A 22,044-nucleotide genomic window follows, 5' to 3' on the forward strand; every position below is an offset into this window, starting at 1 on the left:
CAGGGGTTCGAACCCCCTATGGGACGCCACTTCGCAGTGTCACCAGTGTTAAGCGGGAATAGCTCAGTGGTAGAGCATCGCCTTGCCAAGGCGAGGGTCGCGAGTTCGAATCTCGTTTCCCGCTCCATCTTCTTCCGGGATGATGGGTTTTAGAGTAGGGCCTGCGAGGGTCGCGAGCTGGTACGCCAGCCCGGTCGAATCTCGTTTCCCGCTCCATTTGCTCATAGAGCAATGATTGCGTCCCATTCGTCTAGTGGCCTAGGACACCGCCCTTTCACGGCGGTAACAGGGGTTCGAACCCCCTATGGGACGCCACTTCGCAGTGTCACCAGTGTTAAGCGGGAATAGCTCAGTGGTAGAGCATCGCCTTGCCAAGGCGAGGGTCGCGAGTTCGAATCTCGTTTCCCGCTCCAGTTTTTCTTCTAAAACATGCTTCGATAGGCCAAGGCTCGGGTCACGATCCGGTGTGCCGGTCTGATCGAATCTCGTTTCCCGCTCCAGATTGTCTTAAGCACTTCTCTGATCACCGGTCCGGCCCAATGCGCCTGCCCGGGATGTCGTGTTTCTGCCCCTGGCGTCTGTCGATGGGCGTCTCTCCTCGCCGTGCCACAAGCGCCTGCCTCCCGGCAAACGGCCCAACTCGTTCGCCAGCGATTGAACCTGGCGGAATCGCCCCCATAGTAGTGGGCCTTCGACGACATTCACCCAAGTACACAGGACTGCTCATGGCCGAACCGGCGCTGTCCATTCGTGGCCTGACCAAGGTCTACGGCAATGGCTTCCAAGCCCTCAAGGGCATCGACCTCGATGTCGAGCAGGGCGACTTCTACGCCCTGCTGGGCCCCAACGGTGCGGGCAAGTCCACCACCCTCGGGGTGGTCTGTTCGCTGGTGCAGAAGACCGCCGGCAAGGTCTCGATCTTCGGCATCGACATCGACAAGGACTTCGCCAAGGCGAAGTACCATCTGGGCGTGGTGCCCCAGGAATTCAACTTCAACCAGTTCGAGAAGGTCATCGACATCGTGCTGGCTCAGGCCGGCTACTACGGCATGCCGCGCCGCGAGGCCCTGCCGCGCGCCGAGGAACTGCTGCGCGACCTGGGGCTGTGGGACAAGCGCAACGGCAGCGCCCGCATGCTCTCCGGCGGCATGAAGCGCCGGCTGATGATCGCCCGCGCCCTGATGCATCGCCCCAAGCTGCTGATCCTCGACGAGCCGACCGCCGGGGTCGACATCGAGCTGCGCCGCAGCATGTGGGAGTACATGCGCCGCATCAACGAGAAGGAAGGCACCACCATCATTCTCACCACCCACTACCTGGAAGAGGCCGAGAGCCTGTGCCGGCGGGTGGGCATCATCAACCACGGTGAGATCATCCGTGACACCAGCGTGCGCGACCTGCTCGCCGAGCTGGACACCGAGACCTTCCTGCTCGACCTGGCGCACCCGCTCGAGGACGCGCCCGCCATCGACGGCTTCGACGTGCGCCAGTCCGACGACGCCCAGCTGGCGGTGATGGTTCATCGCGGCCAGCGCTTGAACGACGTCTTCGACGCCCTGGGCCGGCAGGGCATCGAAGTGGTCTCGATGCGCAACCGCGCCAACCGACTCGAGGAAATGTTCGTCTCCATGGTGGAAGAGGGGCAGAGAACCGCGACATCCGACCAGGAGGCCCGTTCATGAACGCCACCCAGATCGCCATCGCCCTCTGGACGCTGGTGTCCAAGGAGATCCGCCGCTTCACCCGGATCTGGCCGCAGACGCTGCTGCCGCCGTCGATCACCATGACCATGTACTTCATCATCTTCGGCAACCTGATCGGATCGCGCATCGGGGCCATGGATGGCTACAGCTACATGGACTTCATCGTGCCCGGCCTGATCATGATGGCGGTGATCACCAACAGCTACTCCAACGTCGCTTCGAGCTTCTTCTCCAACAAGTTCCAGCGCAGCGTCGAGGAGATGATGGTCTCGCCGATGCCCAACTGGGTCATCCTCGCCGGCTTCGTGCTGGGCGGCATGGCGCGCGGCCTGGGCGTGGGCGTCATCGTCACCTGCGTGTCGCTGTTCTTCACCCGCCTCGACGTGGCTCATCCGCTGCTGACCATCGGGGTGGTGGTGCTGACCGCGGCGCTGTTCGCCATCGGCGGCTTCATCAATGCGCTGCTGGGCAAGAAGTTCGACGACATCTCCATCGTGCCGACCTTCGTGCTGACGCCGCTGACCTACCTGGGCGGGGTGTTCTACTCGATCTCGCTGCTGCCGGCCTTCTGGCAGGGCGCCTCGATGCTCAATCCGATCCTCTACATGGTCAACGTCTTCCGCTACGGCTTCCTGGGCGTCTCCGACATCCCCGTGGGCTGGGCCCTGACCGCCATCCTCGGCTTCATCGTGGTACTGTTCGGCATCGCCCTGTGGATGCTCAACAACGGCAAGGGCATCAGGAGTTGACCATGGCACACGAACGACCCGAGACGCTCGCAGAGGCCCCGCTGGGCCGCGAGTCCGCCTACCCGGAGCACTACGATGCCGGGCTGCTGTACCCGATTGCCCGCGCCGCCAACCGTGCGCCGCTGGGCATCGAGGAGGGCGCGCTGCCGTTCGTCGGCGAGGACGAGTGGCACGCCTTCGAGGTCTCCTGGCTCAACGCCCGCGGCAAGCCGATCGTCGCCGTGGCGCGCTTCCGGCTGCCGGCTGAGTCGCCGCGGCTGATCGAATCCAAGTCCTGGAAGCTCTACCTCAATAGCTTCAACCAGACCCGCCTGGCCTCGCAGGACGAGGCCCGGGCGATCATGGCGCGCGACCTCTCCGCCGCGGCCGGCGCACCGGTGGTCGTGGAGCTGTTCGGCGTCGACGACGAGGCGCTCGCCCCGCGCCGCCTGCCGGGGGAGTGCATCGACGATCGTGACATCGAGGTCGAGGACTACACGCCCAGCGCCGAGCATCTGGCCGCCGGCGACGAGATCGTCGAGGAGACGCTGCACTCGCACCTGCTCAAGTCCAACTGCCCGGTCACCGGGCAGCCCGACTGGGGCAGCGTGCTCATCCGCTACCGCGGGCCGCGCCTCGACCGCGACGGCCTGCTGCGCTACCTGATCGGCTATCGCCAGCATCAGGACTTCCATGAGCACTGCGTCGAGCACATCTTCATGGACCTGATGGAACGGGCCAGTCCCGAGCGGCTGCTGGTACTGGCGCGCTACGTGCGCCGCGGCGGCCTCGACATCAGCCCCTGGCGCGGCACTCCCGGCGAGCAGCCGCCGACGCCGCTTCGCCTGGCGAGACAGTAGGCCTGGCGCGGCAGTAGGGCCTTCCCGTCACCAGTCTCGGCACGACAGCGATCGAGCGGCTTGATAGAGTATCGAGAACCTTTCTCGTCTGACCTCGGCAAGGAGACACCGATGGATGCGATGACGCTGCTGCAACAACGCAGCTCCATGGGCAAACTGATGGCCCCGGCCCCCGACGCGGAACAGCTCGAGGCGATGTATCGGGCCGCGCTGCGCGCCCCGGACCACAAGGAGCTCCGGCCCTGGCGCTTCATCGAGTTCTCCGGCGACGGGCTCGACCGCCTCGGCGAGCTGTTCGCCGAGGCCGAGCGGGTCGAGAACCCCGATGCCCCGGAGGCCGTGCTCGAGGGTGCACGCAAGAAGCCCAGGCGCGCGCCGATGATCATCGCCGTGGTCGCCAGGGTCACGCCGGACGAGCCCAAGGTGCCGCGGGTCGAGCAGGTGATCTCCGCCGGCTGCGCCGCCCACGGCCTGCTGCTGGCCGCGCACGCCCAGGGCCTGGGCGCCATGTGGCGCACCGGCAAGTACGCCTTCGACGCCACCGTGCGCGAAGGGCTCGGCCTGGCCGAGCAGGACGAGCTGGTCGGCTTCCTCTATCTGGGGCAGGTCGGCGGCCGCCACCGCCCGGTGCCCGAGCACGACCTCGACGCCTTCGTCGAACGCTGGAGCTGAGCATGCGCGAGCTCGGCGTGCCCCGTCCGCGCCTGCCGCTGCCGCCCTCGGGCGGGGAAGACGATCCGGCGGCCTTCCTGGCCTGGCTGCGCGACGCCATCCCGATGGCCGCGCATCTCGGCATCGAGGCCATGCGGCGCGACGGCGAGGCGCTGGAATGGCGGCTCGCCATCGCCCCGAGCCTCAACGACAAGGGCACCGGCTTCGGCGGCGCCCTGACCGCCCAGGCCACGCTGCTCGGCTGGTGCTGGGCCACGCTCTGGCTGCGGCGACACGGCGTTGAGCGCGACGTGGTGGTGGCCGAGGCCAGCCAGCGCTTCCTGGCGCCGGTGACCGGCGACTATCGGCTGGTCTGCACGCCGGAGAGCGAGGACGGCCCGGCGCGCCTCGAGGAGCGGCTGGCGGAGCGGGGCAGGGGGCGCATCGCCCTGGTGCAGCGCCTGTACTGCGGCGAGACCCTTTGTCTCGAGGCCCGCGGCGACTACGCCGTGCGCCCGGCAGGCTGAGCCGTCGGCCCCGATCCGCAAGAAATCGAAAAAACCACTTGCGTACACGGACTTAAGTGGATAATATACGCCCCGTTCTCGAGGCAAAGGCAGCAAGCCAAACGGTTCGAGAGCCAAAATGCGGAGGGGTGTCCGAGTGGTCGAAGGAGCACGCCTGGAAAGTGTGTAAGTCGAAAGGCTTCGAGGGTTCGAATCCCTCCCCCTCCGCCAAGAATTCTAAGAAAGCCGCTGAGAAATCAGCGGCTTTTTTCTTTGTCTGTATTTTTTCCCGCGCTGTGCCCCATGCCTGGCACCTGGTTTCCCCCTGGGCCCTCCAAGACGCCTTTGGCCCGCCTTTGTCCTGGTGCTGTCGCTCTTCCCGCCGCCATGCCTCATCTGGGCAGTCATTTCCTAATTCAGGCATGACAGCAGTTCAGGCTTTCGGTACTGTCGTCCTAAGTGTTGTGAGCAGCCGTAGGGTTGGAGATGTACGCTTTCTTCTCGGATGCATCTACACCGCAGCCGCCGATGGCCACTCGCTCGAGCGGGAGGAGGTCGAGTCCACCATGTACTTCCCCACCGAGCAGCTCGCTGCCCAGGGCCTCGATCCGGCCCAGGTGGTTGGCGTGAAGGTTCGCGGCGATTCGATGGACGGCACCCTGGCCGACGGCGACTGGGTGCTGGTGGACCGGAGCAGCCGCGACCCGCACCCGGAAGGGGTGTTCCTGCTGCTCGTGCACGGCGAGCGGCGCATCAAGCGCGTGCAGCGCGTCGCCGGCGGTGCCTGGCTGCTGATCAGCGACAACCCGCGCTATGAGAAGGAATTGATCAAGCCGCAGGACATGAAGGACGTGGAGATCCTGGGGCGGTGTGAGATTCGGATTGGTCGGATCTCGTAACGGTAGAACGGCATTCCCGCAAAGACGGGAAGCCATAGGCGTGGCGGAAGGCCGTCGCGTTCGATAACAAACCGCCCGGAAAGGGCACCACAACTCCTTACGCAGGGAGACAGCCATGGAAGGTCTGATTTTTTGGGCGCTGGCCGGCGTCGTTATGGTGTTCATGATCCGCCGGACCAAGCGCAAGGCGCGCGAAGCTGAGGCGGACGCCAAGAGACGAAGAGCGGCGACCCAGCAGCATATCCAGGGCGATGATGCTGGCATTCCCGTAACTATTGCCTCAAGACAATCCCCCCATCTTTCCGGCACGTCGGCCCCTTCATCTGATGGCCGGCTGCGTTTTGTCTATGAAGATGCCAACGGCAATACATCAACTAGAGAGGTAACGGACTTCTCTGACGATGGTGTCTACATCGAAGGGTTCTGCCATAGCAGGCGAGCAGTTCGGACATTCCGCCGTGACCGCGTGGTGGAGTACCTGGAAGGCGAAGAGCTTCTGGTGCCGATGATAGATGCCAGCGAATTTGTCGATGAGTCATTTGCTGATCGGCCGGGGATGGAGATCTTGTTCACTGGTTTCAGCGAAGATGAGAGGTTCGACCTAGAAGCTGATGCCGAAGACGCGGGTCTAGTTGTGCGAAAGACTGTGACAAAAAATCTGATGTTCGTGTGTGCTGGGCCGCGTGCTGGTTCTTCGAAGCTGGCTAAGGCTAGAGGTCAAGGATGCATGTTTTTAGACCGTTCTCAGTTAAACAGGATGCTTCTTACCGGCGAGGTTCCAAAGAGGTAGCTGTTTATGCTGTCAAAATATTTTTTTAAGTTTTGGGGTGGGTGTTATGAGTCCTTTTGAAGTTTTTTCCGAAAATTTTAAAGATGTTGAACGCCTTTTGGAAATTCATGTTGAGGTTGCTGGGGAAGGAAAGGGTAGGAAATATGGTGTTGAGGTCATTAATAAAAGTGCAGTTGTTTTCATATGTGCAAACTGGGAGGCTTTTATTGAGGATTTAGCTAGGCAGACAGTCCTTCATATTTCAAGAAGTTTTGATTCCCCATCTAGCATGCCGCCAAAGCTGCAAAAGATTTTAGCTTCTTACGCTAAAAGGCAGAGTCATGATCTTTATGTTCTGAAACTTTCCGGAGATGGCTGGAAGAGAGTTTTTGAAAATCATTTGGATGATATGGCTAAGGCTTATATTGGAGCATTTAATACGCCTAAGCCTTCAAATATTGATGATCTTTTCAAAAATCTTATTGGCTTGAGTTCAATAACTGATTGCTGGCAGTGGAAAGGCATGGGAAAGAAAAGGGCAAAAGAAAAGCTGCGTGATTTCGTCTCTGTCAGAGGGGCTATAGCACATCGCGGAGAGCTTGATAACAAAGTTGATAAAGGGTATGTCAAGCAGCATTCTGACTTTGTCGATAAACTTGCTGTTGCCACTTCAAATTATTTGCGAAATCATATTTTTGAGCTCACCGGCAGCTATCCTTGGGGCGTTGCTGTCAACAACTAGCTTCTTGTTTATTTCAAGTATTTATGTTGTGGGGAATATTTTGAAAGCTATGCCATAAGCTAGGCCTTGGCCAAGGAGGGAATATGAAAGGAATTGTGCAGCTTTTGAATGATGCCGCAAGTTTAAAAAAAGCCTCGATAATTTTTTTCGGGTGCTTGTTTTTTGTTTTGTTGTGGATTTTTTATAAAGAGATTGGTGATGCCTGGGGCGTTCCTGATGCGATTGCTGGAGCTGTTTTAGCGCTTTTTTCTTTTTCTTCCTCTGTGATTTTTGTTTCTTTCTTTGAGTGGTTTTTTGGTTTTCTTGGGAAGTTTTTTAAGAGCAAAAAGCTGCAGAGTGAGAAAGCTAGAAAAGATTTAGATCTTAGAGGTAGTGTTGCAAGTGCGATACCGCATATGACAACGCATCAGAGAGTCATTATATACCTTTTGTATCAGGGGGACAGTTCTTTAGAGGTTAATCGAAGTGTGGAATTGTTGGCAAATCAAAATGTGATTCAAAAGGTTTTAGATCTTCCTGAAGGGCAAGCTGTCTATAAGATTAATCCATTTTTTTATGATGTAGTGTCAGAACATTTAGATGATATTTTTGAAAATGATTTTATCCCAAGATTTATGGGGCAAGCGGCTGCTCGGTATCGAGTTGCGCTGAATATTTTTTATTCAGATGAGAATGTTGAGAAAAATTCTGGCGACTTGCTAGAAGTTGGTATTGATGTTTTTAATGCCATGTGCGACTTAGTTCAAATGAGAATTCTTTACGAAGAAGATGGGGGCGGGGCTGTTGCTGTTTTTTGCTTGTCTCCTGAGTTTGTTCGTTATGCTCGCGAGAATTTTTATAGAAGGAAGCCATTACATGAGAAAATTGAAGTGGCGATTCCTGAAGTTTTTGATAATGCATGAGATGTTAATCAATAGGTTTTGCTTTTTATTTATTTATTTAACTTTAAGCGATAATGGGAAGCTGATCGAACCGGCTGACGCTTCCCATCAGTAATCGCTGACAGTGGCGCCTCTCCGGCGGCGCTAGGCTGAAACTCATGACGTCTGGCACCTGCGAGCTTCTGGAAAAGCCCGCCGCCAGGATGGCTGGCCGACGTCATACCTTTCCCAAAATGGTCATGGGAGGCCAAGGAAGGCCGTCTTCAGGCTTTCACCTTCCGTAGCTCCGGCCACTGCGTTGTCCAGCGTGGCGTGCGGTGCGCGCAGCGCAGGTGCCAGGCGGCGTTTTGGCGTGGCACGCCCAGGCGCACCGTGCCCTTGCTCATCTTTCCGTTCAGCTCGTCCAGGGCGGCCATCAGCTTGTGGTCGCGCTCGCGCTGGGCTTCCCGCTCGGGCGTGTCGAGCAGCGAGAGCTGCTCGCGGTTGGCGTCTACCAGGTCGAGCAGCATCACGCCGGCCTTCATGAAGCGGTACCCGCGGCGATAGATCGCCTCGAGCCCCTGCTGGGCGGCGGCCAGGATCGGCCGGCTGTCGTCGGTGGGCTCGGGCAGCTCGACCACCACGCTGGGGGAGTACTGGGGCAGGTCGGGCCGGTGGCGGTTGGTCTTGAGGAAGACGAGCACGGCGCGGGCGTGGCTGTCCTGCTGGCGGAGTTTCTCGGCGCCGCGCTGGGCGTGCTGGCGGATGGCGTCCTGCAGGTCGCCCAGCTCGCCGGTCAGCCGGCCGAAGGAGCGCGAGGTCATGATGCGCTGGCGGGGCTCGCTGGCGTCGTTGAGCTCGATGCAGGGCGTGCCCTGGAGCTCGCGCACGGTGCGCTCGAGGGTGACGGAGTAGCGCCGGCGGATGGCCTTGGGGTCGGCCTGGCGGAGATCCCAGGCGGTCTCGATGCCCTGGATGGCCAGCCGCTCGACCAGCCGGCGGCCGACGCCCCAGACGTCGCCCAGGGCGGTGCGCTCGAGCAGACGGCGGGTGTCGTCGCCGTCGGCGTGCATCACGCACACGCCCTGGAATTCCGGCAGCTTCTTGGCGGCGCGGTTGGCCAGCTTGGCCAGGGTGCGGGTGGGCGCCACGCCCACGCAGACGGGGATGCCGGTGAACTGGCGCACGTTGCGGTAGAGCGTGCGTGCCAGGGCCTGGGTGGTGGCGGCGTCGAAGCCGTCGAACCTGACGAACATCTCGTCGATGGAGTAGGGCTCGACGCCGGCGGAGAATTCCTCGAGGACTTCGCGCACCCGGGCGCTCATGTCGCCGTAGAGCTCGTAGTTGGACGAGAGCAGGTGGATGCGCCCCTGGTTGACCCACTGCTGCAGCTCGAAGGCCGGGGTGCCCATCTCCACGCCCATGGCCTTGAGCTCGTTGGAGCGGGCGATCACGCAGCCGTCGTTGTTGGACATCACGCCCACCGGCAGGCCTTCGAGCCGCGGCTGGAAGACGCGCTCGCAGCTGACGTAGAAGTTGTTGCAGTCCACCAGCCCGATCATACGGCGTACTCGTGGATGACCGAGCGCACCACGCCCCACACCTGGCAGTCCAGGTCCGCCACCGGGATCGGCGCGTACTGGCTGTTGCCTGAGCACAGGTAGGGCCGCTTCCCGATCATCTCGTAGCGCTTCACGATCACCTCGCCGTCGACCAGGGCGACGACGATGTGCCCGGGGCGGGCGTCGATGGAGCGGTCCACCACCAGGGTGTCGCCGTCCTGGATGCCGAACTCGACCATGCTGTCTCCGGTGACGGTCATGAAGAACGTGGCGGCGGGGCGCTTTACCAGTCGCTCGTTGAGGTCGAGCGTGCGGCCGACATAGTCCTCCGCCGGTGAGGGGAAGCCGGAGATGCCGGCGCGGATGGTGGCCAGCGGATGGGGCAGGGCGCGGTATGGCGGTGCCGGGTGCGGATGGTGGATCTCGGGATCACGCATGGCGGTGCCTCTTGTCAAAGACTGTTCGTATATACAGTATTCGATAACAGCACACCCTTAGGCAAACGCTAATATGAACAACGCGCCGGGGTCGCAGGCGGCCGGGCCCGGCATGGCGCGGCTGGTGGCAGGATCACGAATTGGCATGGACGACATGCGAGTGAACTACCTGTGCCCGTTGAGCACGGGCTCGAGTCCGGCAGTTATTTCACGAATACAACGCCAGACAAGAGAGTTCATGGTTCTTCGTCGAGCGTGCCTTCATACAAGGCCTGGAAGTGCCTACTAAACCCAGGGTGATGCCCAGATCGGTGACGACAGCGATGCGTGTTTCTTGCCGGCCGATGTGTACCGGGGGGAACGTCGGGAGGGATTCATCCCATGCGGAAAAGAGGTGTCATGGAAGGGCAGGGCGTGACGTCATGCTCCGGAAAAACTCTGAGTCGCTTGAAAAACCCTATAGCGCTCGTGAACATGGAAGTATCTCGTCGACCCGTGGCAAGATAACTCGTCTACGGAGGGGGAGGGCAAGGGCATCATGCACTTCAGGAAAGATGGCAGCCGAGCCGATGAGATGCTGTGCCGAATGACGCATCAGGCGCTGCTGCTGCTGGACGAGGCGGGATGCGTCCTGCAGGGGAGCCAGGCGGCCTGGACGCTGATCGGCGTGACCGAGGCCAATGCCCGGGGCCGACACCTTGTTGATGTCCTGCCACGCCGCGATGCCGAGTCGGCCTCCGACGATGGCGAGTGGCTCGACGCGGCCAGGCGGCAGGCCGGCGTGGTGAGCGACCGCCGACTGCGGCGCCACCGCGATGGCCGCCGCTTCTGGCTGGACATGCGCGTCGAGTACCTGCCGCCGGGAGGCGGGAGCGCCGGGGGGTTCGCGATTACCCTGGCGGACGTGACCGATCGCCTCGAGGCCGAGGAGCAGCTGCAGGGCAGCCTGCGCATGCTGCACGATGCCGAGCAGACGGCGGGCCTGGGGCATTGGCGAATGGACCTGTCCTCCGAGACGATCACCTGGTCGCCGGGGGTCTACCATATCCATGGCTTCGATCCGCAGCAGGAGGTGGACCTTCAGGACGCCATCGGTTCCTACATTGCCGAGGACAGGCCCCATATCGAGCAGCTGATAGCGGACGCCATCGCGAGACAGCAGGGCTTCGCCTTTCGCGCCTCGCTGCGTCGTCCCGATGGCACGCTGCGCATGGTGGACGTGAAGGGCAGTGTCGAGACCGACGATGAGGGGCGTGCCGCGGCGCTCTTCGGGGTCATCCACGATCGCACCGCCGAGAATCTGGCCACTCGCCAGCTGATCGCCGCGCGTGATGAGGCGGTCAGGGCCGCGGAGGCCAACATGATGCTGTTGGCCACCATGAGTCACGAGATCCGCACCCCGCTCAGCGGGATCATCGGCATGATCGACGCCCAGCTGGCGGGCGATCGTGACGAGGATCGGGAGCAGTCGCTGCGGGCCATGCAGGCGGCCTCGCGCAGCCTGATGGTCTCCCTGAACGACGTGCTGGACCACGCCAAGATGGAGAGCGGTCATTTCGAGCTCGACAGCACGGCCTTCGACATGGCCGAGGTGCTGCACGCCACGGCCGACCTGTTCCAGGCCAGTGCCCAGGACAAGCGGCTGGTGCTGGAGCGCGAGGTCCACGGCCCCATCGGCGTGATCGGCGATCCCGCCAGGCTGCAGCAGATCGTGTCGAACTATCTCAGCAATGCCATCAAGTTCACGGCGCGCGGTTCGGTGCGGCTGTCGGTCAGGGAGGAGGGGGATGATCGGCTGCTGATCGAGGTCACCGATACGGGGATCGGCGTCGCTCCCTCGGTGCAGGAGGCGCTGTTCACTCCCTTTCATCAGGCCGACCGCTCCATCGCCGGGCGTTTCGGTGGCACGGGGCTGGGGCTCTCCATCTGCCGCCTGCTGGCGGAAGCCATGGGCGGCACCGTGGGCGTCGAGAGTCGGGTCGGGGTCGGCAGCCGCTTCTGGCTGCGCGTCACCCTGCCCCGGACCCGGATCTCCCAGCAGGCGCAATCGGACCTCTCGCGTGCCGAGGTGCTGCCGCGGGTGGCGGGGCGGGCCCCTCATGTGCTGGTGGTGGACGATACCGAGACCAACCGGTTGATCGCCGAGGGCTGCCTGAGGGCCATCGGCGCGACCTGCGAGGAGGCCGGCAGCGGCCTCGAGGCGCTCGAGAAGCTGTGCGTCTCTTCGTTCGATGCGGTGCTGCTGGATAACGCCATGCCGCTCGTCGACGGTGCGACCTGCCTTCGCCTGATACGCCAGCTGCCGACGCCGTTCGCGGAGATTCCGGTGCTCGGATATAGCGCGGGCCGGGAAGCGGACAACGCCACGGGGCTCGATGCGTCGATCCTCGACGGGACCCTGGGCAAGCCGCTCGACCGCGACCGCCTGCTGGATCTGCTGGCCCCGCTGCTGGAGCGCTGGGCCCGGGATCCCTGTTCGGCCGATGCGCCGCTCTCCCCCGAGGCGGCGGCCGCCGCCGAGCGCTGCCTGGACACGCTGATCCCCGCGCTCGAGGCGGAGGAGACGGCACCGGCGCATCGGGCCCTGGCGGCACTCCGGGGGCAGGGGCAGTCGTCGCACGATGGTGCGCTGCAACAGCTGGCCGCCTTCGTCGAGGGGTGCCTCGCGGAGCTGGACGCCGCCCTGGCCCAGGCGCTGCTGACGGCCGTCAGGCAGCTGCTGGCCCGCCTTCAGGGACAGGAGGGCGGGGCCCGCGGAGGGGACGTCGCATGAGCGGTTCGCCGTCCGATGCCGAGACGATTCGGCGCCTCGAGCGCCGCCTGCGCCGTTCCGAGGCCGCGCGGGAAGAGGCCGAGGAGATCCTCGAGCGTCGCAGCCGCGAACTGCTCCAGGTCAATGACCAGCTCATGGCCCGGGAGAGCGAGCTGCGGCAACGCCTCGACAGGGAGAGCCAGTATCTGCTGCGCGCCCAGCGCACGGCACGCATCGCCAGCTTCCATCGCGATCGCGGCCGGCGATTCTCGACCTCGCCGGAATTTCACCGCCTGCTGGGGCTGGACCCCGGGACCCGGCCCGACGAGCAGGCGCTGCTGCGCCAGATTCATCCCCTGGATCGTGAGCGCGTGCGGCGCCAGGAGGCCGAGTTCTATGCCTCCGCCGCGCCCGGGGTCGATCACGGCTATGAATTTCGCATCCTGCGTCACGGCGAGACGCGCTGGATGCGCTGGAACATCTGTCGAGAGGATGACGCCGACGGGCGCTTCAAGTCGCTCTTCGGCACCGTGCAGGACATCACCGAGCAGCGGGCGTCGGATCGACGGGCCCGGGCGCTGGCGCTGATCGCCGATCGCCGGGTCCGCCAGCTGGTGCGCCTCAGCAAGGAGCTGCAGGCGAGTCGTCAGGCGGCGGAGGAGGCGTTCTACGCCAAGGCCGATTTCCTGGCCGCCATGAGCCATGACATCCGCACGCCGCTCAACGGGCTGCTGGGCATGATCGATCTGCTGTCGCTGGGCGAGCTGAACCCGGCCCAGGCCGAGCGACTCGGCGTGGCCCGTGAGGCGGCCCACCAGCTGCAGCGCCATATCGAAGAGATCGTCGACATGGCCCACGCCGATGACGGGGCGCCGGGGATCTCGCTGCAGGAGGTCGAACTGCGGCGCTACTTCGATGGCCTCCTGCAGTTCTGGCGCTACGGGCACGAGCGCATCGGCCGGCGCCTGTCGCTGGAGCTGGCGGCCTCGGCGCCGGAGCGCCTGGTCACCGACCCTACCCGCCTGCGTCAGCTGATGGATGCCTTCATCGAGCGGCTCGGGGAGGGGAGCGTGCCGATTCGCCTGATCGTCGCGACGGAGGATGCGTCCCTGCGCATCGACATCGTCGGCGCCATGGACGGGCGCGTGCTGCAGGAGCGCCGGGATCGTCGCCGCGCGCTGCTCGAGCGCTGGGCGGCGTCGATCGAGGCCGTCGTCGAGCCCTGCATGGCGGCGGGCGTGACCGGATTCACGCTGCGTCTCCCGCTGCGCCACGAGGTGCCGGACGCCCCCCGTGAGGCGGTGCCGAGCGGTGCGCCCGTGCCGGCCCCGCCGCTGCCGGACCGGCTGTTCGGCGAGCAGGCGCGCCCGCGGTTGCTGGTGGTCGACGACATCGAGACGAATCGCGTCGTGCTGTGCCAGATGCTCGAGGTGATGGGGTGCGACAGCGACATCGCCTGCGATGGGCGAGAGGCGGTCGACAGGGCGCTGAGCGAGCACTTCGATGGCGTGCTGATGGATATCCTGATGCCGCGGATGTCGGGGCTCGAGGCGACCGCGGAGCTGCGCCGCCATCCGTCGCTGGCCGCCTTGCCCATCGTCGCGATCACCGCGCACACCAACCGGGAGGAGCTCGGCGAGCTGACCCGCCAGGGCTTCTCGGCCGCGATGGCCAAGCCGGTGGATCGTCAGCGCCTGGCGGCCATTCTGCTGGAGCAGCTGAGCGGCGAGCCCGGCCCTGACGCGGATCGCCCCCCGGCCCCTTCCGACGCCCTCGAGGCGGCTTCATCGCCCCCTGCCGTGGCGGAGACGCCGGCCTCGGCCCCTGCCGTGGACGAGGCGCACTTTCAGGCGATCTTCACCTCGCTTCCCCCGGCACGCCGCAAGATGCTGCTCCAGGCGGCCGTCGACGATATCGAACGCCTGGTGGCGGAGGTGGTCGCCGCCCACCGGCTCGGCGAGCGCGAGCCGCTGCAGCGGGCGGCCCATAGCCTCAAGGGCGTCGCCGGGAATGTCGGTGCCTTCCCCCTGATGGCCACGGTCAATGCCCTTCGCCATGCCGAGCCCGAGCGGGCAGGTGGCCTGCTCGCGGTGCTGGAACAGCAGAGCGCGGACGCGATCGTGCGCGCCCGCGAGCTGTTCGAGTCCCTGCCGACCTGAGGCTCAGTAGGCCCCGCGGCTGGTCAGCACCGCCGGTACCGTGCGCAGCATCAGCGCCAGGTCGTGGAAGACGGATTTCCGACCCAGGTACTCGATGTCCATGGTCACCTGGCGCTCGAAGGGGATGTCGGCGCGCCCCGAGACCTGCCAGGTGCAGGTGATGCCGGGCTTGCCCGCCAGGCGCTGCCAGCTGCTGCCGGCGTAGGTCACCACCTCGTCGGGCAGGGCCGGGCGGGGGCCGACGATCGACATGTCGCCGCGCAGCACGTTGATGAGCTGCGGCAGTTCGTCCAGCGAGGTCTTGCGCAGCCAGGCCCCGATGCGCGTGATGCGCGGGTCCCGCTTCATCTTGAAGCACACGCCGTCGCGCTCGCTTTTGGCCAGCAGCTCGGCGCGGCGCGCCTCGGCGTCCTGCACCATGGAGCGGAACTTGAGCATCGTGAACGGCTTGCCCTGAGCGCCGATGCGCCGCTGGGCGAACAGCGCCGGGCCCCCGTCCTCGCCGCGAATGGCCAGCACGATCAGCGCCAGCAGGGGCGAGAGCAGCAGCAGGGCGGTGCCGGAGATGGCGATGTCCAGCGCTCGCTTGGCGGCGGCATGGGCGACGTGGGTGGGGCGGCGCGCGGCGAGGCCCTGGCCGATGGCGTGGCTCATGAAGGTGACATTGCCCAGCAGGTAGCGCCTGGCGAGGCGACGCGGCTCCTGGGCCAGCCGCCAGAGCCACTCGCCGCCCAGGCGGCGCAGCAGGGCGGGGGCGCGCGAGACGTTGCCCGCGTAGTAGTCGAACAGGCCGCCGACCCCCAGGGCCACGGGAGCATTGAGGACCGCGCGATGCTCGGCGATCCACGCTTCCTGGAGCGGCACGCCGAAGCCGACGAACAGCAGCGCCGGCCGGGCCGCGTTGATCCGCTCGATGATGCGCGGGGTATCGGCGGCCGCGAAGTAGCCGTGCTGGGTGCCGGCCACGATCAGCCCCGGAAAGCGCCGCTGCATCTCCTCGGCGGCGCGCCGGGCGGTGCCGGGGCGGCCGCCCAGCAGGTAGATGGAGAGCCCCTGCCTGGCGGCCCGCTCGCAGAGCATCGGGAAGAGGTCGGTGCCGTTGAGGTTGTCGCCGAGGGAGACGCCCGCCAGGCGAGAGGCCAGGCGCATGCCGGACCCGTCGGGCAGCAGCAGATCCGACTGGCGCAGGTGACCGCGATAGCGGGCATCGGTACGGGCCACGTTGACGCAGTGGGCATTGACGAAGTTGACGACGGCGCGTGCCGGCTGCGTGGCCAGCGCCATGATGCGCGACACGGCCTGGGCCCGGGAGGCGTTCACCAGCGGCAGCCCGAAGAGGCGAGTGGTGGGGAGTGCCTCCCGCCCGGGAGCGACGAATTCATGGAGCCCGTGGCGAGAGGAAGTGGCGTCGAGGTGGCGAAGGGTATCGGTAAAGACGGTCATGGCAGGCTCCAGCGCGTCGTAAGGTGGACTGCCCCTCCCGTATCAAGAACCGTGCCAGTTTTTTTATTGCTTTAATAACAGTGTCTTGCGTGGTTGTCCTCGCGGCGTGTCGCGGAGGATTTGCAATCTGCAATGAGGAATGCGACGTCGCGTTGCGTTACGCGATGCACCTGGGGCCGCCATGATGCAGATCGCACAGGTGGAGTGTTCAAGTTGTTGATAACTTGCGAAATGGTGAGGTTGGCCCGGAAATTGAATAAAAGTTTCGGTCCCTGATCCCCCGGAGAGCACCATGAACCCTGCCCACCTGATCGCCCGCTGCCGTACCGCCGATATCGGCCAGCTGTTGAGAGGACTCGCCGCCTTCGGCGGGGCCGAGGTGGCGACGCGGCTCATCCGGATCGCCAGCGTGGTCGTCATCGCCCGGCAGGTCTCGCCGACCATCATGGGCGTTGCCGCCCTGGCGCTGAGCCTGTTCGAGGTGGTGCGGGTGCTGGCCAACGCCGGCATCGGCCAGCGCATCATCGCCGAGTCTCCGGAGCAGCTGGCGGCCACCTGCAACACCGCCCATCGTCTCTTCTGGATCTGGTGCCTGGGCGTGAGCCTGATCCAGCTCACGCTGGCGGCCGTGCTTCACGCCTTCGGCATGGGGGAGATCGCGGCGATGCTGGCGGTGCTCTCCGGGGTCTACCTGTTCATGCCCGCGGGGCTGGTCCAGGTCTTTCTGCTGATGCGTGACGGCCGCTTCGGCATCATCGCGCGGATCACCGCCGCTCAGGCCATCGCCGATCAGCTGCTGACGCTCGCCTTCGTGCTGCTGTGGCCCAGCGCCTGGGCCATCGTCCTGCCCAAGCTCGTCACCGCCCCGCTGTGGCTGCTGCTGGTGCGCCGAGCCAAGGCCTGGCGGCCGCAGGCGGCGGCCGGGCTGACGCCCTGGCGGTCGTTTCTCGGCTTCGCCGCCGGCGTGCTGGTCTCCGAGCTGGTCAACGTCGGGCGCACCCAGCTCGACAAGCTGCTGGTCGGGGCGCTGTTCGGCGTGCAGGCGCTGGGCATCTACTACTTCGCCTTCAACGCCGGCCTCGGCATCACCACGTCCTTCATCACGGCCCTGGGGCAGGTGCTGTTCCCCTACATCAGCGCGGCCCAGGCCGCCTCGAACCGCGCCCGCCGCTGCCGGCAGGGGCTGTGGCTGGGGCTGGCGCTCTTCCTTCCCGTGCTGGCGCTCCAGGTCGGCCTGGCCCCCTGGTACGTGCCTCTGGTGTTCGGCGAGCAGTGGCGGGAAGCCGCGCCCCTGGTCTCGGTCCTGGCGCTGGGCGCGGTGCCGATGATCTTCGCCGCCGTGGCCAGCGCCTGGCTGCGTGCCCAGTGCCGCCCCGGCGTCGAGGCGCTGCTCAACAGCGTCGCCGCGGCCGCGGCGCTGGGCGGGTTGACCCTGTTCGCGGGATTCGGCCTCATGGCATCGGCATGGGCCTACGTGATCGGCCTGGCCCTGGCGCTGATTCCCGCGTCGATCCATCTGCTGTCGGGGCGTGAAGGCATCGCGACCCTGGCCGGTTTCCAGAGGGCCTCCGCATGACGTCGCCAAGATTCTCCGTGGTCATCCCCGTCTACAACGGGGGCGAGGCGATCGATGCGACCCTGGGCAGCGTGCTCGACCAGCGCGAGACGGACTTCGAGGTCTGGCTGGTCAACGACGGCTCGACGGACGATACCCTCCAACGGCTCACCCGCTGGCAGCGGCGCGACGCGCGCATCCATGTCATCGATCAGGCCAACGGCGGCGTGGCCCGCGCCCGCAATGCCGGTGCCGCGCATGCCCGCGGCGAGCTGATCGCCTTTCTCGATGCGGATGACCTGTGGGCGCCCGACAAGCTCGAGGCACACGCGGCCTTCCACGAGCGGCACCGAGGCGTCGAGATCAGCTATGCCCGGATCGCCTTCCTGCATCCGGACGACTCCGGGCTGGAGGCCGCTCGGACCCACTCGACGGTGCCGACGGGGGCGCTCGCCCTCGAGCAGGCGCTGGGGGAGAACCCGGTCTGCACCACCTCCAATCTGGTGGTCACCCGCGCGTGCTGGCAGGCCAGCGGCGGCTTTCGCGAGGGCATGCAGCACGCCGAGGATCAGGAGTGGCTCGCGCGGGTGATCGCCGGCGGGGCAAGGGCCGTCGGGCTGCAACGCGTGCTGGTGGGGTACCGGCTCTCCACGGGAGGACTCTCGGCCGATCTGCCCGCCATGTACGCCGGCTGGCGGCGGCTGAGCGAGGCGTATGCCGAGGGCTTCGACGTGGCGGCGGCGCGGGCGCTCTACTGTCGCTACCTGGCGCGCCGTGCGCTGCGCGCCGGCGGCTCCTCCACCCAGGCCTGGGGCTTCACGCTCGAGGGCCTCAAGAGCTCGCCCGGCGCCTTCCTGAAGGACAGGCGACGGGGAGCGCTGACCGTGATCGGCGCGCTGGTCAGCCCGCTGCTGCCCAGGGCGGCGCGCATGCGCCTGTTCGCCTAGGGCGCCACCCTGGGGCCGGGAAGGCGGGCGATCGTTGCACTTTGCAAAGGCGCCCGTCGCCGAATTGCAGCCTGCATCGCATTGTGGTGACAGATCGCACGTCGGCGGATGCGGCTATTCTTTATCCTGCTGTTTCTGAAAGAAAAAATAAGTTGGCACGGTTCTTGGAGTGTAGATAGCGAACCGCAGCGCTTTCCCCTTTCCAGGAGCCTTCCCATGAGCCACCCCATCTTCTCCGTCGTGATGCCGGTCTACCAGGTCGAAGCCTTCGTCGGTGAGGCGATCGCCTCCGTGCTGGAACAGACCTTTCGTGATTTCGAGCTCATCATCGTCGACGACGGTGGGAGCGATCACAGCATGGAGATCTGCCGCGGCTTCAGCGATGAGCGGATCCGTATCGTCACCCAGCACAACCGTGGCCTGGCCGGCGCGCGCAACACCGGCATCGCCGCCGCGCGCGGCGACTACATCGCGCTGCTGGACTCCGACGATCGCTGGCACCCCACCAAGCTCGCCCTGCACTTCATCCACCTGCGGGCCAGCGGCGAGGTCGACGTCAGCTATGCCGGCTCGCGGCTGATCGATGCGGCGGGGCGCCCCCTGGGGATCGAGCAGCGGCCGCGCCTGACCGGCATCAAGCCTCACCACGTGCTGATGAGAAATCCCGTGGGCAACGGCTCGGCGGCGGTGATCCGCCGCTCGGCGCTGGATCGCGTCGCCTTCCCTCACCCCCGCGAGCCGGGGCGTACCTGCTGGTTCGACGAGAGTTTCCGCCAGTCCGAGGACATCGAGCTGTGGCTGCGGATGAGTGCCGGCGCGGGCTGCGTCTTCGAGGGCATCGAGGGGAGCCTGACCGACTACCGCATCCTCGGCGGTGGCCTGTCGGCCAACATGGTGCGCCAGTTCGAGAGCTGGGAGCGGGCCATCGACAAGGCGCGCGACTACGCGCCGGCCCTGCTGGCGCGCTACGGCCGCCGCGCCAGGGCCTATCAGCTGCGCTACCTGGCCCGTCGCGCCGTGCAGCTGGGCGACGGCGGCTTCGCCGTGTCGTTGATCGGCCAGGCCTTCGCCGCCAGCCCCTCGATCCTGATTCGCGAGCCGCTCAAGACGCTGGAAACCACCCTCGGGTCGCTGGCGGCACGCTGGCTGCCGCGCCGGGCCTTCCGGGCGCTGGCGGCGCGCCGCCTCGGTGCCGGAGCCGCGGCATGACGCCGATCAGGGTGGTGCACCTGCTGGATGACGTCGCCCCCGGTGGCGTCACCCAGGCCCTGGCGATCTACGACCATCCGGGGCTCGCCGACCTGGTGACCTCGAGGGTGGTCCAGGTGGTGCCGGACCGGCCCCGGGTGCCGCGGCTGGAGGCCGATGTCATCCTGACCCACTTCCCGCCGCGCTGGCGCGCCCTGCCGTTCCTCGCCGCCCTGCGCGCCCGCTACCCGCGTGCGCGCCTGATCCACGTCGAGCACAGCTACACCGGGGCCTGGGAGGCGCACTGCGTGCCTCATCGGCGGCGCTTTCGAACCATGCTGCGTCTCGCCTACCGGCTCTTCGACGACGTGGTGGCGGTCTCCCACGGCCAGCGGGCGTGGCTGGGGCAGGCGGTGGGCATCCCCGGACGCCGCCTCAGCGTGATCTCCCCCTGGAGCGACGTGCCCGACCTGGCGGCGATCGCGCCGCCGGACGAGGCGCGTCGGCGGCCGCTGGTGGTCGGCGCCTACGGGCGCTTCGCCGAGCAGAAGGGCTTCGATCGGCTGATCGAGGCCTTCCGGGGGCTCGACCCCGAGCGCTACACGCTGCTGCTGGGCGGTTTCGGCCCTCAGGAGGCGGCCCTCAAGGCCGCCGCGGCGGGCCTGCCCCATGTGCGCTTCGTCGGCCCGGTGTCGGATCGCGCGGCCTTCCTCGCCCGGTGCGACGTCATCGCGGTACCGTCCCGCTGGGAGGCCTTCGGGCTGGTGGCCACGGAGGCACGCCAGGCGGCGCGGGCCTTGCTGGTGGCTGATGTCGATGGCCTTCCCGAGCAGCTCGGCGAGGCGGGGCTGCGAGTCGACTTCGCCTCCCCGAGCGGACTCCAGGACAGCCTGGCCGCGCTTAGCGAGCGCTCCCTGGCGGAGCTGGGCAGGAGGGCCCGCGCCTCGGTGGCCGGCCTGACCGAGGCGCGCCTCGACGCCTGGCGCCGCCTGCTGGGCGCGGATGCCTGACGCCTCTTCCTCAGGACGCCGGCGTTGAGGCATCCCGAGCGGCGACGGCGAGTCGGCGCTTCCGGGAGGCGGTCCTCGCGGCCACGCCGACCAGCAGCAGCGCCGGCCAGTAGAGGTAGCTCAGGATCTCGAGGTTCTCGCCGAAGCTGTAGAGCGTCAGCAGCAGCAGCATCGACAGGGCGACGCGTCCGACGGGGTGCGTGAGCGAGAGTCGCGCCGCCATCCACAGGCTCGCCAGCAGCGGAAGGAGCAGGGCGAACAGGCCGGTGATGCCCTTCACGAACAGCAGGCCGAACCAGCTGTGGTGGCTGCCGATGGGCATGTACTCCACCAGGTGGGGGCCGTTCTCCACCACGCCGTGGCCGAACCAGGGCGCCTCGTTGCGCCAGCGCTCCACCGCGATCCTCCCCAGCGCCGCGCGCACCCGGCTCGAGTCGGCCCGCGCGCCCACGAAGCGCGCGATCGCCTGGTCCAGCAGCATCTGCAGCTGCGGCGCGAAGAGCCCCAGCCCCAGTATCGCGGGCGCGGCGGTGAACCAGGTCCAGGGCCGGCGCAGCTGGCTGATGCCGAAGGCCAGCGGCCAGACGATGGCGAGCGCGACCAGCGCCAGGCGCGACTGGCAGAGCAGGGCCATCATCAGGCCCGCCCCCACGCCGATGATCTTCCAGCCCAGGTGTTTCTCCTCCAGCGCGCACAGGATGTGCACCACGGCGACCATGCCGGCCGCCGGCGCCCAGGGGGCGAAGAACTGCCAGCGCGGCACCCCCGTGCCGGGCTCCAGGGTGTAGAGGATCACGGCGAAGTACTCGGGCCCCGAGCCGCCCACGATCTTCAGCGGCGAGACGTAGAGCAGGCCCGGCAGGCCGATGAACGGCGCCACCAGAAACAGCGGCAGCAGAATCAGGGTCTGCAGCCCCAGCCGGCAGACCGCGCGGTAGATCACCTCGGGGCGGATGGCGAGCACCGCGCCGGCGAAGGGGAACAGGGCGATCAGCGCCCACCCCTTGGCCCATCCGATGGAGGACTTGATGGTCTTGCCCAGCCCCAGCCCGTTGAGCACATGGCCCACGATAAGGATCACCAGCATGGCCAGCATGCCGACCAGCCACAGCAGGATGGTCGGATGCAGCGGCGGCGGCCGCTGGTGCTGGGGCAGCGCGGGGCCGAGGTAGAGGGTGACGGCGGCCATCAGGCCCAGGATCCAGGCCAGCGCCGGTCCGGCGATGTACAGGCCGCCGAACACCCAGAGCAGCCAGGTGCTCTGGATCGCCAC

At 65.9% G+C, this 22,044-nt stretch carries 19 protein-coding genes and 5 tRNA genes (1 of these 24 cut by a window edge); 20 read left to right on the forward strand and 4 right to left on the reverse strand.

Annotation, left to right across the window (positions count from 1 at the left end; all coding sequences use genetic code 11):
* The 14 genes from ACGTNF_RS01255 to ACGTNF_RS01320 form a co-directional block, all read left to right on the forward strand.
* Positions 1–29 (forward strand) — tRNA-Glu (locus ACGTNF_RS01255) (it extends 147 nt beyond the left edge of the window).
* A 23-nt stretch (positions 30–52) separates the two neighbouring features.
* Positions 53–127, forward strand: a tRNA-Gly gene (locus ACGTNF_RS01260).
* A gap of 112 nt (positions 128–239) precedes the next feature.
* Positions 240–315, forward strand: a tRNA-Glu gene (locus ACGTNF_RS01265).
* Positions 316–338: 23 nt separating this feature from the next.
* Positions 339–413: transfer RNA gene (locus ACGTNF_RS01270), tRNA-Gly, on the forward strand.
* Positions 414–725: 312 nt separating this feature from the next.
* The gene (locus tag ACGTNF_RS01275; protein WP_394600068.1) at positions 726–1,682 is read left to right on the forward strand and encodes an ABC transporter ATP-binding protein; all 957 of its coding nucleotides are present in this window, start codon (positions 726–728) and stop codon (positions 1,680–1,682) included.
* Entirely contained in the window at positions 1,679–2,452 is a 774-nt protein-coding gene (locus tag ACGTNF_RS01280) for an ABC transporter permease (protein ID WP_394600069.1), read from the forward strand. The genes ACGTNF_RS01275 and ACGTNF_RS01280 overlap by 4 nt, the downstream gene beginning before the upstream one ends.
* 2 nt (positions 2,453–2,454) lie before the next feature.
* On the forward strand, positions 2,455–3,291 hold the full coding sequence (queF, locus tag ACGTNF_RS01285; protein ID WP_394600070.1) for an NADPH-dependent 7-cyano-7-deazaguanine reductase QueF: 837 nt from the start codon (positions 2,455–2,457) through the stop codon (positions 3,289–3,291).
* Between the two features lie 111 nt (positions 3,292–3,402).
* Positions 3,403–3,963, forward strand: coding sequence for a nitroreductase family protein (locus tag ACGTNF_RS01290; protein ID WP_394600071.1), 561 nt, complete (start codon positions 3,403–3,405; stop codon positions 3,961–3,963).
* A gap of 2 nt (positions 3,964–3,965) precedes the next feature.
* Entirely contained in the window at positions 3,966–4,469 is a 504-nt protein-coding gene (locus ACGTNF_RS01295) for a YiiD C-terminal domain-containing protein (protein ID WP_394600072.1), read from the forward strand.
* A gap of 122 nt (positions 4,470–4,591) precedes the next feature.
* Positions 4,592–4,679, forward strand: a tRNA-Ser gene (locus ACGTNF_RS01300).
* A 191-nt stretch (positions 4,680–4,870) separates the two neighbouring features.
* Positions 4,871–5,347: a S24 family peptidase gene (locus ACGTNF_RS01305; protein ID WP_394600073.1), complete on the forward strand. Its 477-nt coding sequence runs from the start codon at positions 4,871–4,873 to the stop codon at positions 5,345–5,347.
* A 115-nt stretch (positions 5,348–5,462) separates the two neighbouring features.
* Entirely contained in the window at positions 5,463–6,137 is a 675-nt protein-coding gene (locus ACGTNF_RS01310) for a WYL domain-containing protein (protein WP_394600074.1), read from the forward strand.
* 46 nt (positions 6,138–6,183) lie between these two features.
* Positions 6,184–6,858 carry a HEPN domain-containing protein gene (locus ACGTNF_RS01315; protein ID WP_394600075.1) on the forward strand — a complete coding sequence of 225 codons (675 nt, stop codon included), beginning with the start codon at positions 6,184–6,186 and terminating at the stop codon, positions 6,856–6,858.
* A gap of 83 nt (positions 6,859–6,941) precedes the next feature.
* A complete protein-coding gene (locus ACGTNF_RS01320) occupies positions 6,942–7,760 on the forward strand; it encodes a hypothetical protein (protein WP_394600077.1) in 819 nt (272 codons plus the stop codon).
* A gap of 242 nt (positions 7,761–8,002) precedes the next feature.
* Here ACGTNF_RS01320 and ACGTNF_RS01325 read toward each other — a convergent pair whose 3' ends face one another.
* Together ACGTNF_RS01325 and ACGTNF_RS01330 are read right to left on the reverse strand one after the other, a co-directional pair.
* Positions 8,003–9,280, reverse strand: a complete 1,278-nt coding sequence (locus ACGTNF_RS01325; RefSeq protein WP_394600078.1) for a Y-family DNA polymerase — start codon at positions 9,278–9,280, stop codon at positions 8,003–8,005.
* On the reverse strand, positions 9,277–9,717 hold the full coding sequence (locus ACGTNF_RS01330) for a LexA family protein (protein ID WP_394600080.1): 441 nt from the start codon (positions 9,715–9,717) through the stop codon (positions 9,277–9,279). The genes ACGTNF_RS01325 and ACGTNF_RS01330 overlap by 4 nt, the downstream gene beginning before the upstream one ends.
* Positions 9,718–10,303: 586 nt before the next feature.
* Between ACGTNF_RS01330 and ACGTNF_RS01335 the strand changes: the two genes are divergently transcribed.
* Both ACGTNF_RS01335 and ACGTNF_RS01340 read left to right on the forward strand, forming a co-directional pair.
* Positions 10,304–12,490, forward strand: a complete 2,187-nt coding sequence (locus ACGTNF_RS01335) for an ATP-binding protein (protein WP_394600081.1) — start codon at positions 10,304–10,306, stop codon at positions 12,488–12,490.
* Positions 12,487–14,628 (forward strand): response regulator, encoded by a 2,142-nt coding sequence (locus ACGTNF_RS01340; protein ID WP_394600082.1) that lies wholly within the window; start codon positions 12,487–12,489, stop codon positions 14,626–14,628. Before ACGTNF_RS01335 ends, ACGTNF_RS01340 begins: the two co-directional genes overlap by 4 nt.
* Before the next feature lie 3 nt (positions 14,629–14,631).
* Here ACGTNF_RS01340 and ACGTNF_RS01345 read toward each other — a convergent pair whose 3' ends face one another.
* Complete coding sequence (locus ACGTNF_RS01345; RefSeq protein WP_394600083.1) at positions 14,632–16,071, reverse strand: WecB/TagA/CpsF family glycosyltransferase; 1,440 nt, start codon at positions 16,069–16,071, stop codon at positions 14,632–14,634.
* Between the two features lie 292 nt (positions 16,072–16,363).
* Here ACGTNF_RS01345 and ACGTNF_RS01350 point away from each other — a divergent pair, with 292 nt between their 5' ends.
* The 4 genes from ACGTNF_RS01350 to ACGTNF_RS01365 all read left to right on the forward strand — a co-directional run bounded on the left by ACGTNF_RS01350 (position 16,364) and on the right by ACGTNF_RS01365 (position 20,771).
* The gene (locus ACGTNF_RS01350; protein WP_394600085.1) at positions 16,364–17,647 is read left to right on the forward strand and encodes an oligosaccharide flippase family protein; all 1,284 of its coding nucleotides are present in this window, start codon (positions 16,364–16,366) and stop codon (positions 17,645–17,647) included.
* On the forward strand, positions 17,644–18,573 hold the full coding sequence (locus tag ACGTNF_RS01355) for a glycosyltransferase family 2 protein (RefSeq protein ID WP_394600087.1): 930 nt from the start codon (positions 17,644–17,646) through the stop codon (positions 18,571–18,573). The genes ACGTNF_RS01350 and ACGTNF_RS01355 overlap by 4 nt, the downstream gene beginning before the upstream one ends.
* A 216-nt stretch (positions 18,574–18,789) precedes the next feature.
* Positions 18,790–19,782: a glycosyltransferase family 2 protein gene (locus ACGTNF_RS01360; protein WP_016856196.1), complete on the forward strand. Its 993-nt coding sequence runs from the start codon at positions 18,790–18,792 to the stop codon at positions 19,780–19,782.
* Entirely contained in the window at positions 19,779–20,771 is a 993-nt protein-coding gene (locus ACGTNF_RS01365) for a glycosyltransferase family 4 protein (protein WP_394600088.1), read from the forward strand. Before ACGTNF_RS01360 ends, ACGTNF_RS01365 begins: the two co-directional genes overlap by 4 nt.
* A gap of 10 nt (positions 20,772–20,781) precedes the next feature.
* Here the strand turns inward: ACGTNF_RS01365 and ACGTNF_RS01370 are convergent, their stop codons facing one another.
* Positions 20,782–22,044 carry an O-antigen ligase domain-containing protein gene (locus ACGTNF_RS01370; RefSeq protein WP_394600090.1) on the reverse strand — a complete coding sequence of 421 codons (1,263 nt, stop codon included), beginning with the start codon at positions 22,042–22,044 and terminating at the stop codon, positions 20,782–20,784.

It is taken from the genome of Halomonas sp. B23F22_10 (genome assembly GCF_043496975.1).
Taxonomy (GTDB): Bacteria; Pseudomonadota; Gammaproteobacteria; order Pseudomonadales; family Halomonadaceae; genus Halomonas; species Halomonas smyrnensis.

Coding starts and splice junctions, on each gene's coding strand:
- ACGTNF_RS01275 (WP_394600068.1), top strand. CDS start 726: ATGGCCGAACCGGCGCTGTCCATTCGTGGCCTGACCAAGGTCTACGGC.
- ACGTNF_RS01280 (WP_394600069.1), top strand. CDS start 1,679: ATGAACGCCACCCAGATCGCCATCGCCCTCTGGACGCTGGTGTCCAAG.
- queF (WP_394600070.1), top strand. CDS start 2,455: ATGGCACACGAACGACCCGAGACGCTCGCAGAGGCCCCGCTGGGCCGC.
- ACGTNF_RS01290 (WP_394600071.1), top strand. CDS start 3,403: ATGGATGCGATGACGCTGCTGCAACAACGCAGCTCCATGGGCAAACTG.
- ACGTNF_RS01295 (WP_394600072.1), top strand. CDS start 3,966: ATGCGCGAGCTCGGCGTGCCCCGTCCGCGCCTGCCGCTGCCGCCCTCG.
- ACGTNF_RS01305 (WP_394600073.1), top strand. CDS start 4,871: ATGACAGCAGTTCAGGCTTTCGGTACTGTCGTCCTAAGTGTTGTGAGC.
- ACGTNF_RS01310 (WP_394600074.1), top strand. CDS start 5,463: ATGGAAGGTCTGATTTTTTGGGCGCTGGCCGGCGTCGTTATGGTGTTC.
- ACGTNF_RS01315 (WP_394600075.1), top strand. CDS start 6,184: ATGAGTCCTTTTGAAGTTTTTTCCGAAAATTTTAAAGATGTTGAACGC.
- ACGTNF_RS01320 (WP_394600077.1), top strand. CDS start 6,942: ATGAAAGGAATTGTGCAGCTTTTGAATGATGCCGCAAGTTTAAAAAAA.
- ACGTNF_RS01325 (WP_394600078.1), bottom strand. CDS start 9,280: ATGATCGGGCTGGTGGACTGCAACAACTTCTACGTCAGCTGCGAGCGC.
- ACGTNF_RS01330 (WP_394600080.1), bottom strand. CDS start 9,717: ATGCGTGATCCCGAGATCCACCATCCGCACCCGGCACCGCCATACCGC.
- ACGTNF_RS01335 (WP_394600081.1), top strand. CDS start 10,304: ATGACGCATCAGGCGCTGCTGCTGCTGGACGAGGCGGGATGCGTCCTG.
- ACGTNF_RS01340 (WP_394600082.1), top strand. CDS start 12,487: ATGAGCGGTTCGCCGTCCGATGCCGAGACGATTCGGCGCCTCGAGCGC.
- ACGTNF_RS01345 (WP_394600083.1), bottom strand. CDS start 16,071: ATGACCGTCTTTACCGATACCCTTCGCCACCTCGACGCCACTTCCTCT.
- ACGTNF_RS01350 (WP_394600085.1), top strand. CDS start 16,364: ATGAACCCTGCCCACCTGATCGCCCGCTGCCGTACCGCCGATATCGGC.
- ACGTNF_RS01355 (WP_394600087.1), top strand. CDS start 17,644: ATGACGTCGCCAAGATTCTCCGTGGTCATCCCCGTCTACAACGGGGGC.
- ACGTNF_RS01360 (WP_016856196.1), top strand. CDS start 18,790: ATGAGCCACCCCATCTTCTCCGTCGTGATGCCGGTCTACCAGGTCGAA.
- ACGTNF_RS01365 (WP_394600088.1), top strand. CDS start 19,779: ATGACGCCGATCAGGGTGGTGCACCTGCTGGATGACGTCGCCCCCGGT.